This is a genomic window from Kitasatospora sp. NPDC028055, assembly GCF_040637885.1.
In the GTDB taxonomy this organism is placed as follows: Bacteria; Actinomycetota; Actinomycetes; order Streptomycetales; family Streptomycetaceae; genus Kitasatospora.
Genome location: NZ_JBEZXE010000011.1, coordinates 16,869 through 32,700, shown reverse-complemented (window position 1 = coordinate 32,700; position 15,832 = coordinate 16,869). Strand labels below are relative to the sequence as shown.

The following is a 15,832-nucleotide window of genomic DNA, read 5'->3' as shown; positions in this document are numbered from 1 at the left end:
TTCTCATTCCGGGTTGTCCACCAGGCTCTGCGCCGCCCGCGCGGCGAGCGACAGCGCCTTGCGCGCGTACGCCGGGGAGGCCCCGGCGAGCCCGCAGGTCGGCGTCACCAGCACGCGGCGGCCCAGCAGCTCCGGAGCGAACCCGAGCCTGCGCCACAAGGTCCTGATCCCCTGGACACTACCGGCCGGGTCCGACACCACCTGGTCAACGGAGGGGACGACACCAGCGAGGATCGCCGTGCCGCCCTCCACCGCCTCGCCCAGGTCCTCGTCCTGGCGCTCGGTGAGGAGGGAGAAGTCCAGCGAGATCCCGGCGGCACCGGCCCGGCGCAGCAGCGGAATCGGGACGTCCGGCGCGCAGGAGTGCACCACGACCGGCGCGTCCAGGCCGCGGACCAGCTCGCGCAGCACCTCCTCGGCGACCTGCCGGTCGACGGCGCGCAGCCGCTGGAAGCCGCTGGCGGTCTTCACCTGCCCGGCCAGCACGGCGGGCAGCGAGGGCTCGTCCAGCTGGAGCACCACCTCGGCCCCCGGGACGCGCTTGCGGACCTCGGCCAGGTGGCGGCGCAGCCCCTCGGTGAGCGAGCCGGCGACGTCCCGGCAGGCGCCGCGGTCGGCGAGGGCCTTCTCGCCGTGCTTGAGCTCGATGGCGGCCGCCAGCGTCCACGGGCCCACGGCCTGGACCTTGAGCGCCCCCCGGTACCCCTGGGTGAACTCCTCCAGGGCGTCCAGGTCCTCGCCGAGCCAGGAGTGGGCGCGGCGGGTGTCCCGGCCGGGGCGGTCGGCGAACCGCCAGCCGCTGGGCTCGGTCTGTGCGAAGAGTTCCACCAGCAGGCCGGCGCTGCGGCCGATCATGTCGGCGCCCGGCCCGCGGGCGGGCAGCTCGGGCAGGAACGGGAGCTGCTCCAGCGCGCCGGTGGAGGTCTTGGCGGCCTCCCGGGCATCGGTGCCGGGCAGCGAGCCGACGCCGGTGGCGGCGCCGCGCAGGTCGGGGAAGGCGTTCGGAGTGCTCACCCGTCCGAGCCTAGTGCGCGGCGCCGGGCCGGTTCGTCAGCGGCCCTCGGCGGCCCTCAGCTACCCTCGGCAGCCCTCAGCGTCCCGGGCGGACCGTGATGTCGGTGATCTCGGCGTCCCGGGAGGCGTCCAGGGCCGCGAGGACGGCCTTCGCGACGGACTCCGGCTCGATCCAGCGGGCGGGGTCGTACTCCTTGCCCTCCTGCTGGTGCACCTTGGCCTGCATCGCGGTGGCGGTGCGGCCCGGGTAGACCGAGGTGACCCGCACGCCGTTCGCGTGCTCCTCCTGGCGCAGCGCGTCGGCGAGCGCCTTGAGCCCGTGCTTGCTGGCCGCGTACGCCGACCACTCGGCGTGGGCGGTCAGGCCCGCGCCGGAGTTGACCAGCACCACATGGCCCTTGGCCAGCCGCAGCGAGGGCAGCAGCAGCCGGGTCAGCTCGGCGGGGGCGACCAGGTTGACGTTCAGGGTGTCCTGCCAGGCCTTCACCGGCAGGTCGCCGACCGTGCCGAGCTCGACCATGCCCGCGACGTGCAGCAGCGAGTCGAGGGTGACGGGCAGCTGCTGCTGCCCGAAGGCCCAGGAGAGCTTGGCGGGGTCGCCGAGGTTGCCGACCAGGGTGCGGGCGCCGGGGAAGCGGTCCCGCAGCTCGCCGGCCCGCCGGGCGTCCCGGGCGAGCAGCCAGAGCTCGTCCCCGCGCTCGGCGAGCTTCTCGGTCAGGACGGCGCCGATGCCGGAACCGGCACCGGTGATCAGATGTGCAGCCATGGCCCCGATCCTCTCAGGCCTTGAGCAGCGTGAAGACCTCGGCGGGCGTGTCGGCGAAGCCGACCAGCTCGGAGAGCGGGCGCGGCAGGAAGCCCTCGGCGTCCATCCGCTCCAGCTGGGTGCGCAGGCCCGCGTAGAAGCCCTCGGTGTCCAGCAGGACGACCGGCTTGTCGAAGATCCCGTGCTTCTTGAGCTCCAGCACCTCGGTGACCTCGTCCATCGTGCCCAGCCCGCCGACCAGCACCACGACGGCGTCCGCCCGGGCGGCCAACTCCCGCTTGCGCTCGGCCAGATCGGCGGTCATCACCAGCTCGTCGGCGCCGACGTAGCCCTTGTGCTTGAGCATCTCGACCAGCACGCCGACCAGCCGGCCGCCCGCCGCCTTCACCTCGTCGGCGAGCAGGCCCATCAGGCCGGCGTTGGAGCCGCCCCAGACCAGGGTGTGCCCGCCCTCCCCCAGGAGCCGGGCGAACTCGGCGGCGGGGGCGGTGTAACGGTCGTCGAGCGAGTACGCGGAGCAGAAGACGCAGATGTTCATAATGCCGACTGGTCTATCACGTCCGCCCGCCGCCGCTCACCGGGTTTGGCCGCCGGGTCACAGCAGGTGGCGGCCGTCGTGGGTTCGGATGCTCGGTGCCGTGTCGTCCCGGAACGCATCCAACAGGCGCACGGAGTAGACCTCGGCCATGCGGTCGGAAACCTCGGCAGGTGTGAGCCAGTCGACTTCGACCGACTCGTCGGAGAGCCGCTCCGCCCCGGTCTCCGGTCGGCAGCGGAAGACCAGGGCGACGATTCCACGGCTCACGTTCTTGTAGACGCCGGTCAACCGTTCCACCCGAACCTTGATCCCGGTCTCCTCGTAGACCTCGCGGCGCACGCCGTCCTCAACCGACTCGGTCAGCTCCAGCACCCCACCCGGGGGCTCCCAGGTCCCGTTGTCGGCCCGGCGGATCGCCAGAACCCGGCCGTCCTCCCGCACCACCGCCCCGGCGACGGACACCGAGTGGAGCGGCGTTGACTGGGGATTCCCGGCGCTGTTACTCATGTGCAGGAGGATAGGAGCCCTGAAAGACTATGGCGCTGAACGGGCCCGGCCGTCCGCACCGGACGGCCGGGCCCCGAGAAACACGCGCGATCACGGGTGCTGGAAGAGCACCTCCGGGTTCGCCGTCGACGGGCCGTCGAGGAGGGGCCGGTCGAGGCCCTTGAGCGTCCGGTCGAAGAAGGCTCCGACGTACTCCCGGGTCAGCTGCATCCCGCGCTCCGGGGAGGTGGTCGTCCCCGGAGGGAGCGGCATGCCGATCTCGGCGGCCAGCAGGGTGACGTCCGTGAAGCTGGCGTGGTTGGTGCCCGCGACGGTCAGCCAGGGCTTGTAGCCCTTCCAGCCCGCCCAGGTCTGTCCCCAGGACGTGTCCCCGCCGTTCGAGGAGTGGTCGCTGTCCTTGCCGAGCAGGAGGAACGAGCGCCCGTCGAGCTTGTCGGTCGGAATCGGCGGCCAGAACGTGCCGTCCATGTTCACCCCGGCCAGGATCCGCTGGTCCTCGGCCATCGCGTTCAGCGTGGACGCGCCGCCGATCGAGTGCCCGGCCATGCCGATGCGGTCGCGGTCGATCAGGTGGGACAGGCGCCAGGCCGGGTGCTGCCCGGTCAGCTGGTCCAGGACGAAGGAGACGTCCTTCGCCCGGCTGTCCGGGAGTGAGTCCGGTGCGCCGCTGTCGCACAGCGCGCAGCCCGGGGTGCTGCCGTCGGCGAGCGTCTCGCCGGAGTCCTCGTAGGTGTGGCCGACCAGGGCCACCACGTAGCCGTGGCCGGCCAGGTCGGTCGCCAGGCCGGTCAGCGTGGCGCGGGGGTTCTCGAAGCCCGGGGAGAGCACCACCAGCGGGAACTTCCCGCCGGCGGCCTTCGCCCCGGTGTAGGCGTGGGTGTCGACGTCGACCAGATCCTGCGCCGTGAGCCCGGTGCCGGCCGGGACCCGCGTCGCCAGGAAGCCCTGGGCCTCGCCGGGGGTCATGTACGGAGCGGGCTCCCCGGTGCCCTGCCGGGCCGGGTAGAACATCGACACGGCCAGCTGCCGCGGCCCGGCCGAGGGCACCCACGGGTCGGTGCGGCCCTGGTCGGTCAGGTGCAGCACCTCCTCCCCGGCCTCGTACCGCCCGGTCGGGCGGGGCAGCTCGCCGTGGAAGGCGGCCGGATTGCTGGAGACGGCGGTGACGGCCGCGGTGGCGGAGCGCGACGGCGTGGCCATCGCGGCCCCGGCCAGCGGGAGCGGAAGGGCGAGAGCGAGCGCTGCGACGGCCGCGATGCGGCGGATTCGGGTCATGTCCCAGACGGTAGGTCCGCGGCCCGGACCCCCGAATCAGCCGGACGAATGCCCTGTCGGGCCGTGGTCATCCGGGCGATTCAGCGGCGTCATCCCTTCGGATGACGCCGCCATGGCCCGCTCAGACCCGCGCAGCCGGGCGTTCGGTGGTGGCGATGGTGGCGGAGCCGATGACGCGGGTGCCGTCGTAGAGGACGACCGCCTGGCCGGGGGCGATGCCGCGCGCCGGGGTGTCGAGGCGGACGTGGAGTTCGCCGTCGACCATGGCGGCGGTGACCGGCACCTCCTCGCCGTGGGCGCGCAGCTGGGCGGTGTAGCGGCCCTCGACCAGGGGCTCGGTGCCGCACCAGCGGGGGCGGATGGCGGTCAGGGCGGTGACGTCCAGGCCCTCGACCGGGCCGACGGTGACGGTGTTGTTCACCGGGGAGATGTCCAGCACGTAGCGCGGCTTGCCGTCGGCCGCCGGGCGACCGATCCGCAGGCCCTTGCGCTGACCGATGGTGAAGCCGTACGCGCCGTCGTGCTCGCCGAGCTTGGTGCCGTCCACGTCGAGGATGTCCCCGGTGGCGGTGCCGAGGTGCTTGGCCAGGAAGCCCTGGGTGTCACCGTCGGCGATGAAGCAGATGTCGTGGCTGTCGGGCTTCTTGGCGACGGCCAGGCCCCGGCGCTCGGCCTCCGCCCGGATCTCTTCCTTGGTGGTGTCGCCGAGCGGGAAGAGCGAGTGGGCGAGCTGGTCGGCGTCGAGCACGCCGAGGACGTAGGACTGGTCCTTGGCGGCGTCCACGGCGCGGTGCAGCTCGCGCGAGCCGTCCGGCAGGTCCACGACGCGGGCGTAGTGGCCGGTGCAGACGGCGTCGAAGCCGAGGGCGATCGCCTTGTCCAGCAGCGCGGCGAACTTGATCTTCTCGTTGCAGCGCAGGCAGGGGTTCGGGGTCCGACCGGCCGCGTACTCGGCGACGAAGTCGTCGATCACGTCCTCGCGGAAGCGCTCGGCGAGGTCCCAGACGTAGAACGGGATGCCGATCACGTCGGCCGCCCGCCAGGCGTCCCGGGAGTCCTCGATGGTGCAGCAGCCGCGCGCGCCCGTACGGAAGGACTGCGGGTTGGCGGACAGCGCCAGGTGCACGCCCGTCACCTCGTGCCCCGCTTCGACGGCGCGGGCGGCGGCGACGGCGGAGTCGACTCCGCCGGACATCGCCGCGAGCACGCGCAGGCGGCCGGTGGACGGAGTGGTCGGGGCACCCGGGAAGTCAGTCATGGTGACTACAAGAGTACGGGGCCGTCGAACATGCCCGGCCCGTACCGGAGCTACCGGCGGACGGACGCCAGCCCCGCGTTGCGGGCCCGCTGCACCGCCGGGCCGATGGCCGCCACCAGTGCCGTGACGTCCTCGCGCACCGAGGTGTGCCCGAGCGAGAACCGCAGCGAGGCACGGGCCAGCAGCGGGTCGACCCCCATCGCCAGCAGCACGTGGCTGGGCTGCGGCACCCCGGCCGAGCAGGCCGAGCCGGTGGAGCACTCGATGCCCTGGGCGTCCAGCAGCATCAGCAGCGCATCGCCCTCGCAGCCGGGGAAGGAGAAGTGGGCGTTGGCGGGCAGCCGCCCCTCCCCCGCCGGGTCGCCGTTGAGCACCGCGTCCGGGACGGCCGCGGCCACCCCGGCGACCAGTTCGTCGCGCAGCGCGCCGAGCGTCACCGCGTGCTCCGCCCGCCGTTCGACGGCCAGCGCGGCGGCGGCCGCGAAGCCCGCGGCGGCGGGGGCGTCCAGGGTGCCGGAGCGCACGTCGCGCTCCTGGCCGCCGCCGTGCAGCAGCGGTACGGGCGTGGCGCCGCGGGAGAGCAGCAGGGCGCCGATGCCGAACGGGCCGCCGATCTTGTGCCCGGTGACGGTGAGCGCGGTGAGGCCCGAGTCGGCGAAGGAGACCGGGACCTGACCGAGCGCCTGCACCGCGTCGGCGTGCATCGGGATGCCGTACTCGGCCGCCACGGCGGCGAGTTCGCGCACCGGCTGGACGGTGCCGACCTCGTTGTTGGCCCACATCACGGTCACCAGGGCGACCGAGCCGGGGTCGCGCTCGATCGCGGCGCGCAGCGCCCCGGGGTGCACCCGGCCCAGTGCGTCCACCGGCAGGTACTCGACCGTCGCGCCCTCGTGCTCGGAGAGCCAGTGCACCGCGTCCAGCACGGCGTGGTGCTCGACCGGGCTGGACAGCACCCGGGTGCGGGCCGGATCGGCGCCCCGGCGGGCCCAGTAGAGGCCCTTGACCGCCAGGTTGTCGGACTCGGTGCCGCCGCCGGTGAGCACGATCTCGCTCGGGCGGGCGCCCAGCGATTCGGCCAGCGACTCGCGGGACTCCTCGACCACCCGGCGGGCCCGGCGGCCGGCCGCGTGCAGGGACGAGGCGTTGCCGACCACCCCCAGGTGCGCCGACATCGCGGCGATCGCCTCGGGCAGCATCGGCGTGGTCGCCGCATGGTCCAGGTATGGCATAACCATCCGATTGTAGAGGGCATGCTCCGGGGCCCCAGCAGGCCCGGGCCCGGGTGCGCACCGATCCGGCCACGGCCGTGGCCGGCGGACGGCGGCGTCCGGCACTGGTTTGTACCACTGCGCCGCCCAGCGGTTAGCCTGACGACCACTTCTCCATCGGGTTCCAGCGTTCCAGGGGGCGCCATGTCGCAGTCGGTCGACCGCGCGCTGACCCTGCTCGGCTCGCTCGGCGACGGGCCGCTCTCGCTGGAACAGGCCGCGAGCAGCCTCGGGGTGCACAAGTCCACCGCGCTGCGGCTGCTGCGCACCCTGGAGGAGCACGGGTTCGTCCGGCGCCAGCCCGACCTGCGCTACCGGGTCGGCGGCCGGGTGCTGTCGCTGGCGCACCGGGCGCTGGAGGACTTCGACGTCCGGCAGGTCGCCGCGCCGTACCTGGCCGCGCTCAACGCGCGCTGCGGCTACACCGTCCAGCTGGCCGTGCTGCACGACGGCGAGGTGCTCTACCTGGACGAGGTGGCCGCGCCCTCGGCGGCCCGCCCGCCACGGATCGGGCGCCGCGCCCCGGTGACCGGGACGGCCGTCGGGCGGGTGCTGCTCGCCGGGCTGCCGGAGGACGGCGTCCGCGAGGAGGAGCTGCCGGCCGAGCTAGCGGCGGTGCGCCGCCGGGGCTGGGCGGCCGAGTCGGCCGAGCACCGGGAACCGGTGACCTGCGTGGCCGCGCCGGTGGCGGGCAGCGGCGGACGGACGGTCGCGGCCTGCGCGCTGAGCGCCCCGGCCGGCCAGGTGCCGCCGGCCGAGCTGGCCCGGATGCTGCCGGAGCTGCTCTGCACGGCCGAGGCGATCTCGCTCGCCTGCGGCGGCTCGCCTACTCCTCGCTGGTGCGAGAACCGTTGCGGTGCCAGGCCCGCGGGGCACGCCAGCCGTACCTCAGGGCGAGCATCCGCAGCACGAAGGCGGTGAGCGCGGCCGCGGTGCCGGTGGCGCCGGTGAGCCGGTCGGCCCCGATCAGCACGGCCACCAGGGCTGCGCCGACCAGCGCCGGGACGGCGTAGATCTCGCGGTCCCAGCGCAGCAGCGAGGGGATCTCCCCGGCCAGCACGTCGCGGATCACCCCGCCGCCGGCCGCGGTCACCATGCCGAGCGCGATCGATGCGACCGCGCCCAGCCCGTAGTCGTGCGCCTTGGCGGTGCCGGTGACGCAGAACAGGCCGAGGCCGAGGGCGTCCAGGGTCTGCACGGAGCGGTTGATCCGCTCGACCTCGGGGTGCAGGAAGAACACCACGAGGCCGGCGGCCAGCGGGGTGAGGAAGTAGCCGAGGTTGGTGAAGGCGGCTACGGGGGTGGCGCCGATCACCAGGTCGCGCATCACCCCGCCGCCGAGGGCCGTGACCTCCGCCAACACGCAGATCCCGAAGATGTCCATGTTCTTGCGGACGGCGAGCAGCGCCCCGGAGAGGGCGAAGACGAAAATGCCGACGAGGTCCAACGATTGCTGCACGTCGGAGGGGAAGATCTGCGAACTCACCGTCCATGTGTACCCGATCCACCCGGTCGTTCCCGACACCGGTCACAGTCCGGATGAAACCGTCTCGCGGACGGGGCAGTCCCCGCCCGGGCGGGTGCACCCCCGGCCCACTCCGCTAACCTCCCGCGTGTGAAGCTCACCGGACGCGCATTCCCACGCCGCCAGAACACCCGTGCCGCCGCGGGTGCCGCCCCAGCAGCCTCGGCGAGGCTCGGCTGGCTCGACGCCCTGCGCGGCATAGCCGCGCTCTCCGTGGCGATCTACCACTTCGCGCTGCCGTTCTACTGGCTCCACATCGACCACGCGCCGCGCAACTTCGGGGATCCGGGCATCTTCGGCGTGATGCTGTTCTTCCTGGTGAGCGGGTACATCATCCCGGCCTCGCTGGAGCGGCGCGGCGATGTGCGCTCGTTCTGGGCGGGCCGGTACTTCCGGATCTACCCGGTGGTGATCGTCACCGCGCTGCTGAGCCTGCTGCTCCTGCCCCGCAACCACTCGGTCATCCAGGGCTTCGCCTTCGACCACCCGCTGCTCTCGGTGGTGGGCAACGCCCCGATGGTGCAGGACCTCACGGGCGTCCCGAACCTCATCGGGGTGATGTGGACGCTCACCTACGAGATGATCTTCTACTTCTTCGTGACGGCCCTGTTCGTCAACGGCAAGCACAAGAAGAGCGCCCCGCTCGCGATCGGCTTCGCCGGTGCCGCGCTGCTGCTCGGCTCCTGGCTGCCGCTCGGCCTGCTCACGGCGGACGGCGGCCTGCCCGCCAACCGGCACCTGACGGTGGCCGTCCTGGTCATCGTGATCACCGCGATGGTCTGCTTCCTCACCGGCCGGGTCGACCTGACCCGCTGGGGCGGGACGATGCTCGGCGGGCTGGGCCTGGTGCTGGTCGTGCTGAACGGCCGCTCCGCCGCCTTCGAGACCCTGCTGATCTTCGCCACCATGTTCTCCGGGACGGTGCTGTACCGGCTGGAGCACGGCCAGATCGACCGGCTGCCGGCCCTGCTGTGCTGCGGCTTCGTCCTCACCTCGGGCGTCCTGTGCGGCTTCATGTACAACCGCGACAACGCGCTCTGGCGGACCTGGAGCGAGTCCTGGCAGTCGTTCTCCGGCGCCTACCTGGGCGCCTGGGTCGTCTTCGCGATCGGGATGCTGCTGCGCCACCGCCGCTTCCCGCGCTGGCTGACCTGGACGGGCTCGATCAGCTACTCGGTGTACCTGCTGCACAACCCGATCATCCACTTCATGAACTGGAAGCTGGAGGGCCGTCCGGCCTTCACCTCCTGGCAGGACCGCAGCCTGCAGTTCTTCGGCCTGATGGCCGCCCTGCTGCTGATCAGCTACCTCAGCTACCGCCTGGTCGAGATCCCGTTCCAGAACCTGGGCCGCAAGGTGATCAAGGCGCTGAACCGCCGCTTCCCGGCGGAGCTGCCGTCGGCCCGGCCCGCCGCCCCGGGCACCCCCGCCGCGCGCGAGCCGCAGCCGGCCGGCCCGGCCGCGGAGGCCGAGGCGCAGCCCGTCCTGGACGGCGCCGGGCGCGGCTGACGCCCGCCCGCCACGACGTGAGGCCGCCCGCCCCCGGAACACGGGGGCGGGCGGCCTCTCTTTCGTCGGTACTGGGCGTTCTCAGGGCTGCGCCTAGTCGGTCCCCTCCGGGAAGTGGCACGCCACCTGGTGCCCCGTCCTCGCCACCGCCAGCGGCGGCTCCTGGCTCGCGCACACGTCCTGCGCCTTCCAGCAGCGGGTGCGGAACCGGCAGCCGCTGGGCGGGTTGATCGGCGAGGGCACGTCGCCCTTGAGCAGGATCCGCTCGCGCCCGCCCTGCTGGCGCCGGCGCGGGTCCGGCACCGGGACGGCCGACATCAGGGCGGTGGTGTACGGGTGCATCGGGCTGCGGTAGAGCGAGTCGCGGTCGGCGATCTCGACGATCTTGCCGAGGTACATCACCGCCACCCGGTCGGAGACGTGCCGGACCACCGAGAGGTCGTGCGCGATGATCAGGTAGGTCAGGCCGAGCTCCTGCTGGAGGTCGTCGAGCAGGTTGACCACCTGCGCCTGGATCGACACGTCCAGCGCCGAGACCGGCTCGTCCGCGATGATCATCTTCGGCTTGAGCGCGAGCGCCCGGGCGATGCCGATGCGCTGGCGCTGGCCGCCGGAGAACTCGTGCGGGTAGCGGTTGTAGTGCTCGGGGCTGAGCCCGCACAGCTCCAGCAGGTCCTGGACGGCCTTCTTGACGCCGCCCTCGGGGTGGACCCCCTGGAGCTTGAACGGCGCGCTGACGATGGTGCCGACGGTGTGCCGGGGGTTCAGCGAGGAGTACGGGTCCTGGAAGATCATCTGGATGTCTCGGCGCAGCGGCCGCATCGCCCCGGTGCCGAGGTGGCTGATGTCGGTGCCCTCGAACTCGATCGTCCCGCCGGTGGGTTCGTCGAGCCGGGTGACCAGCCGCCCCATCGTCGACTTGCCGCAGCCGGACTCGCCGACGACGCCCAGCGTCTCGCCGGCGTTGACGGTGAAGTCGATGCCGTCGACGGCCCGCACCGCGCCGGTCGGGCGCCGCAGCAGTCCGCCGCGGATCGGGAAGTGCCGGGTCAGGCCGGTGACCTTCAACAGCGGCTCGCGCTCGGGGGCGGGCGCCGGTGCAGGGATGGTGGCCCCCTGAGTGTCCGTCATCGGTTCTCTCCAGAATGGTGGTACGGGGCCGGGCTCACAGCCGGGGCGCGATCTCTTCGGCGAAGATGCGGTGCCGCTCGTCGGCCGCCAGGTGGCAGGCCGCGAAGTGCCCGGGTGCGGCCTCGGTGAGCACCGGGACCTCGCCCGTGGAGCGCCCGCCGGTCAGGGCGGCGTACGGGCAGCGCGGGTGGAAGGCGCAGCCGGACGGCACGTTGATCAGGCTGGGCGGGGTGCCCCGGACCGGCACCAGCCGGTCCTGCAGTTCCCGGTCCAGTCGCGGCATCGAGCCCAACAGGCCCCAGGTGTAGGGGTGTTCGGGCGCGTCGAAGAGGGTCTCGGCGGGCCCGCGCTCGATGCACTTGCCGCCGTACATGACCAGGATGTCGTCGGCGAGCTCGGCGACCACCCCGAGGTCGTGGGTGATGATGATGACGGCGGAGCCGAACTCCTGCTGGAGGTCCCGGATGAGGTCCAGGATCTGCGCCTGGACGGTGACGTCCAGGGCGGTGGTGGGCTCGTCGGCGATCAGCAGCGAGGGGTCGTTGACCAGGGCCATGGCGATCATCGCGCGCTGGCGCATGCCGCCGGAGAACTGGTGCGGGTAGTCGTCCACCCGGCGGTCCGGCTGCGGGATGCCGACCCGGTCGAGCATCTCGATCGCGCGGGTCCTGGCCTGCTTCTTGGAGGCCTGGGGGTGGTGCACCCGGTAGGCCTCGACGATCTGCTGCCCCACTGTGTAGTAGGGGTGCATCGCGGTCAGCGGGTCCTGGAAGATCATCGCCAGTTCCCGGCCGCGCAGTTGGCGCACCCGGTCCGGTCCGGCGGCGATCAGGTCCTCGCCGTCCAGCCGGATCTCGCCGCTGATCCGGGCCCGCTTGGAGCGGTGCAGGCCCATGATGCCGAGCGAGGTGACGGACTTGCCGGAGCCGGACTCGCCGACGATGCCGAGGGTGCGGCCCTTGTGCAGGTCGAAGCTGACCCCGTCCACCGAGCGGACCAGGCCGTCGTCGGTGTCGAAGTGGATCCGCAGGTCGCGCACGGACAGGAAGGGGTCGCCCGGAGAGCTGGGCGCGGCGTCCGCCGGGTTCTTCTGGAGGTCGGTCACGAGAGCCTCACGCGGGGGTCGACGAGGGCGTACAGGAGGTCGACCACGAGGTTGCAGGCGACGATGAAGAAGGCGGCCAGCAGGGTGACGCCGAGGATCTTGGGCAGGTCGTTGTCGGAGATCGCCTGGACGGCGAACTGGCCGATGCCCTTGAGCGAGAAGACCTGCTCGGTGATCAGCGCACCGCCGAGCAGCAGGCCGAGGTCCATGCCGAAGATGGTGACGATCGGGGTGAGCGCGGAGCGCAGGCCGTGCTTGACCACCACCTTGCGCTCGACCAGGCCCTTGGCCCGGGCGGTGCGGATGTAGTCCTCGCTCATCGTCTCCAGCATCCCGGCGCGGGTGAGCCGGGCGTAGAGCGCGGAGTAGAGGAAGGCCAGCGAGATCCACGGGAGGATCAGGTTGCGGGCCCACATCAGCGGGTCGGCGGTGAAGTCGACGTACTCCAGGTTGTCCAGGATCGGCCACTCGTAGCTGAACACGGTCAGCAGCAGGGCGCCGGTGAAGAAGACCGGGAGCGAGACGCCGGCCAGCGCGATGCCCATGGAGAGCCGGTCGAAGATCGAGCGCGGCTTGAGGGCGGAGATCACGCCGGTGGTGACGCCGGAGACCAGCCAGAGCACCGCCGCGCCGATGGCGAGCGAGATGGTGACCGGGATCCGGCTGGTCATCTCCGGCCAGACCTCCAGGTGGTTCTTGAAGGAGTAGCCGAAGCAGGGCACGTGGCAGGTGGCCGGTTCCGGGCCGAACTTGTACTCGGCGCCGCTGACCAGCGCCTTGAGGAAGTTCCAGTACTGGGTGTACAGCGGCTGGTCGAAGCCGAGGTTCTGCTTGACCGCCTGGATCGCCTCGGGCGAGGGGTTCTTCCCGATGTACTGCGCGGCCAGCTGGTCGGTGGTCTCGCCGGCGATGCGCGGGAGCAGGAAGAAGATCGCGAAGGTGACCGCGCTGACGACGACCAGCAGTGCCGCGGCCGCGAGGATCCTGCGGATGATGTAGGCAAACACAGTTGGGCGGCTCCGGCGGCCCGCCGCCGTCCGGGGTCTTCCGGACGGCGGCGGGCGCCGCTGCCTTCACCTGCCTTCAGGGATGCGGAGCCAGGCTCTTTACTTGGTGGTGCCGATGTTCAGGTAGTCGTACTCACCCGAGAAGGCCGGGGTGGACGCCAGGTTGGTGGCGCTGTCCGGGCGGTACAGGAAGACCTTGAAGTCGGTCAGCGGGACGTACACCGCGGACTCCATGACCTTCTTGTCGATGTCGCCGTAGATCTTCTCGCGGGCGGCCCGGTCCGGGTTGACCGCGGCGTCGTCCAGCAGCTTGTTGACGGCCGGGTCGTTCAGCTGGGCCAGGTTGCTGTTGCCGGAGGCCTTGATCGCGCGGCCGTCGACGATCTGCTGCAGGAAGCCGTAGCCGGTCGGCCAGTCGGCGCCCCACTGCATCATCATCAGACCGATGTTGTGGTCCTGGGTGTACTGCGGCGCACCGGCCGAGTCGGTCAGGTACTTGCCCTGCGGGAACTGCTGGATCTCGGCGTTGATGCCGATGTTCTTGAGCTGCGCCTGGATCGCGGTGGCCGCGGCGACCTCGGTCGCGCGCTCGGTGCGGGCGGACAGCACGGTGGTGAAGCCGCCGTCCTTGCCGCAGGCCTTCAGGGCGTCCTTGGCCTTGGCCTGGTCACCCTTGTTGTCCTTGGTCTCGAACAGGTTGAAGTCCTGGTGGCCCGGGATGTCCGGCGGGAGCACGGTGTTGGCCACCTGGCCGCGGATCGGGCCGCCGAGCGCGGTCTGCACCGCGACCTTGTCGACCGCGAACTGGACGGCCTTGCGGCACTCGATGTTGTCGAACGGCGCGACCTTGGTGTTGATCGCCATGTAGACCAGGCGGCCGCCGTAGGCGTTGTCGGTCTTCGCCTTGAGCTTCGAGTCGCGCAGGATCTGCGCCTGGGTCTGCGGGTCGACGCCGCCGCCGACCAGGTCGACCTGGGCGTTGCCGGCCAGCAGGTCCTTGTCGATGGTGGCCTGGTCGATGTTCATCTTGAGCACGATCTTGTCCGGCAGCTGCTTCCGGATCGGGTCGGTGCTCTTGTCCCAGTTGGTGTTCGGGACCAGGACGGCCTGCTTGCCGTCCTCGTAGGACTCGAACTTGTAGGTGCCCGAGGACGCGATGTGCTTCACGTAGTCGGCACCGGTGTCCTTGGCCTGCGGGACGGGCACCGTCTGCGGGGCGCTGACCAGGTAGTCGAAGTCCGCGAACGGGTGCTGCAGGTGGAAGACGATCGTGGTGTCGTCCGGCGTCTCGATCGACTTGAGGTCGCCGGTCTTGTCCTTGTACGGGCCCTGGTACGGCGTCGGGTTGTCGACCAGCAGGTCGTGGAAGTACGTCGGGCCGTTGGAGTTCACCTCGGGCGCGAAGTTCGAGCGCTCCACGGCGTACTTGACGTCCTTGGAGGTGATCGGGGTGCCGTCGTCGTACTTGAGGCCGGCGCGCAGCTTGTACGTCCAGGTCAGGCCGTCCGTGCTGGGCTGGCCCAGCGACTCGGCGAGGTCCGGGACCAGCTTGTTGCCGTCCGCGCCGGCGGCCGGGTTGAAGGTGGTCAGCGGACGCCCGTACAGGCGCGAGAAGTTGTAGATGTAGGCGTAGTAGGTGTTGCCCGGGTCGAGGGAGTCCGGGGTGCCCTTCATCTCGTAGGTGACCGTCCCGCCCTTCTTGTCCGAGGCGTTGACGATCTGCTTGGTGGCCGCGTCGGCGCCGCCACCGTTGGAATCGGCCGAGTTCGAGCTTCCGCCGTTGTTCTTGGTGCTGGACGAGCAGCCGGTGACGACCAGGACCGCGGCTGCGGCCACGGCGGTCAACGCGACGGTACGGGACCTACGCATGGGTGAGATCAACCCCTTGAGGATGTGGAGGAGGAAGGGCCTGGCGCCTGCGCATTGACGCAGGCTCAGTTGCTCTTGGGATCGAGGGCGTCACGCAGCCCGTCGCCGAGCAGGTTGAACGCGAGCACGGTGATGAAGATCGCCACACCGGGGACCACCATGTACTGGGGGTCGACCTGGTAGTAGTTCTTCGCGTCCGCCAGCATGCCGCCCCAGGAGGACTGCGGGGGCTGGATGCCGACGCCGAGGAAGCTCAGCCCGGCCTCGAAGAGGATGTTGGTCGGGATCAGCAGGGTCGAGTAGACCAGGATCGGGCCGACCAGGTTGGGCAGCAGCTCCTTGAACAGGATGAACGGGCCGCGCGCACCGAGGCTGCGGGCCGCGAAGACGAACTCCCGCTCGCGCAGCGAGAGGGTCTGTCCGCGCACGATCCGGCCCATGTAGGGCCAGTTGAAGAAGCCGATCACGAAGATCAGCACCAGGATGTGCAGCGGCAGGCCGTGCAGGCCGAACGCGCCGCCCTGGAGCGAGGCGGAGATCGCGATGGCGAACAGCAGCAGCGGGAACGCCAGGAAGACGTCCATCAGCCGGCTGATCAGGGTGTCCACCCAGCCGCCGTAGTAGCCGGCCATCACGCCGAGCACGGTGCCGATGGTGTTGGAGAGCACGGTCGCGCCGAAGGCGACCAGCAGGGAGACCCAGGAGCCGTCGACCACGCGGGCGAGCAGGTCGCGGCCCTGCAGCGGGTCGATGCCGAGCAGGTGGTCCCCGCTCATCCCGCCCCAGTCCCCGAGCGGGAGTCCGCCGAGGTTGGCGTCCAGCAGGTCCGGGTTCGGCTGGTCGGGGTCGAGCCCGAACAGGGCCTCGATCGGGCCGGACAGGACGGCCAGGAGGATCAGCAGGATCACCACGACGCCGCCGGCGACGGCGGCCTTGTCCCGCTTGAAGCGGGTCCAGGCGATCCGACCGAGGGAGCGGCCCTCGATCGTGGTGGCCGGGCTCGGGGAGGCGGGCGCCTCGGGTTCGTTCCCGGCGGTAGTGATGGGTGCGGTCATGG

Annotated in this window: 15 protein-coding genes; 2 read left to right on the top strand and 13 right to left on the bottom strand. The window is 71.7% G+C overall.

Annotated elements, in window-relative coordinates:
• Positions 1-3: 3 nt before the first annotated feature.
• The 7 genes from AB0F71_RS14745 to AB0F71_RS14715 form a co-directional block, all read right to left on the bottom strand.
• Positions 4-1,014, bottom strand: a complete 1,011-nt coding sequence (locus tag AB0F71_RS14745) for a methionine synthase (protein WP_360232977.1) — start codon at positions 1,012-1,014, stop codon at positions 4-6.
• A gap of 76 nt (positions 1,015-1,090) precedes the next feature.
• Positions 1,091-1,780, bottom strand: a complete 690-nt coding sequence (locus tag AB0F71_RS14740) for an SDR family oxidoreductase (protein WP_360232975.1) — start codon at positions 1,778-1,780, stop codon at positions 1,091-1,093.
• A 13-nt stretch (positions 1,781-1,793) separates the two neighbouring features.
• Positions 1,794-2,318 (bottom strand): TIGR00730 family Rossman fold protein, encoded by a 525-nt coding sequence (locus AB0F71_RS14735; RefSeq protein ID WP_360232973.1) that lies wholly within the window; start codon positions 2,316-2,318, stop codon positions 1,794-1,796.
• A gap of 57 nt (positions 2,319-2,375) precedes the next feature.
• Positions 2,376-2,825, bottom strand: a complete 450-nt coding sequence (locus AB0F71_RS14730) for an NUDIX domain-containing protein (RefSeq protein ID WP_360232970.1) — start codon at positions 2,823-2,825, stop codon at positions 2,376-2,378.
• A gap of 90 nt (positions 2,826-2,915) precedes the next feature.
• The gene (locus AB0F71_RS14725) at positions 2,916-4,100 is read right to left on the bottom strand and encodes an alpha/beta hydrolase (protein WP_360232967.1); all 1,185 of its coding nucleotides are present in this window, start codon (positions 4,098-4,100) and stop codon (positions 2,916-2,918) included.
• A gap of 121 nt (positions 4,101-4,221) precedes the next feature.
• Entirely contained in the window at positions 4,222-5,358 is a 1,137-nt protein-coding gene (gene mnmA, locus AB0F71_RS14720; RefSeq protein WP_360232964.1) for a tRNA 2-thiouridine(34) synthase MnmA, read from the bottom strand.
• Positions 5,359-5,408: 50 nt separating this feature from the next.
• Positions 5,409-6,590, bottom strand: a complete 1,182-nt coding sequence (locus AB0F71_RS14715; RefSeq protein ID WP_360232961.1) for a cysteine desulfurase family protein — start codon at positions 6,588-6,590, stop codon at positions 5,409-5,411.
• A gap of 183 nt (positions 6,591-6,773) precedes the next feature.
• Between AB0F71_RS14715 and AB0F71_RS14710 the strand changes: the two genes are divergently transcribed.
• Positions 6,774-7,550, top strand: coding sequence for an IclR family transcriptional regulator (locus AB0F71_RS14710; protein ID WP_360232958.1), 777 nt, complete (start codon positions 6,774-6,776; stop codon positions 7,548-7,550).
• Here AB0F71_RS14710 and AB0F71_RS14705 read toward each other — a convergent pair.
• Entirely contained in the window at positions 7,456-8,115 is a 660-nt protein-coding gene (locus tag AB0F71_RS14705; protein ID WP_360232955.1) for a trimeric intracellular cation channel family protein, read from the bottom strand. The two genes, AB0F71_RS14710 and AB0F71_RS14705, sit on opposite strands and share 95 nt — an antisense overlap.
• A gap of 129 nt (positions 8,116-8,244) precedes the next feature.
• On the opposite strand from AB0F71_RS14705, the gene AB0F71_RS14700 reads away from it, so the two are divergent.
• A complete protein-coding gene (locus tag AB0F71_RS14700) occupies positions 8,245-9,663 on the top strand; it encodes an acyltransferase (protein ID WP_360232952.1) in 1,419 nt (472 codons plus the stop codon).
• 93 nt (positions 9,664-9,756) lie between these two features.
• Here AB0F71_RS14700 and AB0F71_RS14695 read toward each other — a convergent pair whose 3' ends face one another.
• The 5 genes from AB0F71_RS14695 to AB0F71_RS14675 form a co-directional block, all read right to left on the bottom strand.
• Positions 9,757-10,794: a dipeptide ABC transporter ATP-binding protein gene (locus AB0F71_RS14695; protein ID WP_360232949.1), complete on the bottom strand. Its 1,038-nt coding sequence runs from the start codon at positions 10,792-10,794 to the stop codon at positions 9,757-9,759.
• A gap of 34 nt (positions 10,795-10,828) precedes the next feature.
• On the bottom strand, positions 10,829-11,899 hold the full coding sequence (locus AB0F71_RS14690) for an ABC transporter ATP-binding protein (protein WP_360232946.1): 1,071 nt from the start codon (positions 11,897-11,899) through the stop codon (positions 10,829-10,831).
• On the bottom strand, positions 11,896-12,906 hold the full coding sequence (locus AB0F71_RS14685) for an ABC transporter permease (RefSeq protein ID WP_360232943.1): 1,011 nt from the start codon (positions 12,904-12,906) through the stop codon (positions 11,896-11,898). Before AB0F71_RS14685 ends, AB0F71_RS14690 begins: the two co-directional genes overlap by 4 nt.
• Before the next feature lie 99 nt (positions 12,907-13,005).
• Complete coding sequence (locus AB0F71_RS14680) at positions 13,006-14,775, bottom strand: ABC transporter substrate-binding protein (protein WP_360232940.1); 1,770 nt, start codon at positions 14,773-14,775, stop codon at positions 13,006-13,008.
• Positions 14,776-14,840: 65 nt separating this feature from the next.
• Positions 14,841-15,830 carry an ABC transporter permease gene (locus AB0F71_RS14675; RefSeq protein WP_360232937.1) on the bottom strand — a complete coding sequence of 330 codons (990 nt, stop codon included), beginning with the start codon at positions 15,828-15,830 and terminating at the stop codon, positions 14,841-14,843.
• Between the last annotated feature and the right edge of the window lie 2 nt (positions 15,831-15,832).

Bases quoted from the DNA above. Each gene is read 5' to 3' on its own strand.
- AB0F71_RS14740 (WP_360232975.1), bottom strand. From the start codon at position 1,780: ATGGCTGCACATCTGATCACCGGTGCCGGTTCCGGCATCGGCGCCGTC.
- AB0F71_RS14735 (WP_360232973.1), bottom strand. From the start codon at position 2,318: ATGAACATCTGCGTCTTCTGCTCCGCGTACTCGCTCGACGACCGTTAC.
- AB0F71_RS14730 (WP_360232970.1), bottom strand. From the start codon at position 2,825: ATGAGTAACAGCGCCGGGAATCCCCAGTCAACGCCGCTCCACTCGGTG.
- AB0F71_RS14725 (WP_360232967.1), bottom strand. From the start codon at position 4,100: ATGACCCGAATCCGCCGCATCGCGGCCGTCGCAGCGCTCGCTCTCGCC.
- mnmA (WP_360232964.1), bottom strand. From the start codon at position 5,358: ATGACTGACTTCCCGGGTGCCCCGACCACTCCGTCCACCGGCCGCCTG.
- AB0F71_RS14715 (WP_360232961.1), bottom strand. From the start codon at position 6,590: ATGCCATACCTGGACCATGCGGCGACCACGCCGATGCTGCCCGAGGCG.
- AB0F71_RS14710 (WP_360232958.1), top strand. From the start codon at position 6,774: ATGTCGCAGTCGGTCGACCGCGCGCTGACCCTGCTCGGCTCGCTCGGC.
- AB0F71_RS14695 (WP_360232949.1), bottom strand. From the start codon at position 10,794: ATGACGGACACTCAGGGGGCCACCATCCCTGCACCGGCGCCCGCCCCC.
- AB0F71_RS14680 (WP_360232940.1), bottom strand. From the start codon at position 14,775: ATGCGTAGGTCCCGTACCGTCGCGTTGACCGCCGTGGCCGCAGCCGCG.
- AB0F71_RS14675 (WP_360232937.1), bottom strand. From the start codon at position 15,830: ATGACCGCACCCATCACTACCGCCGGGAACGAACCCGAGGCGCCCGCC.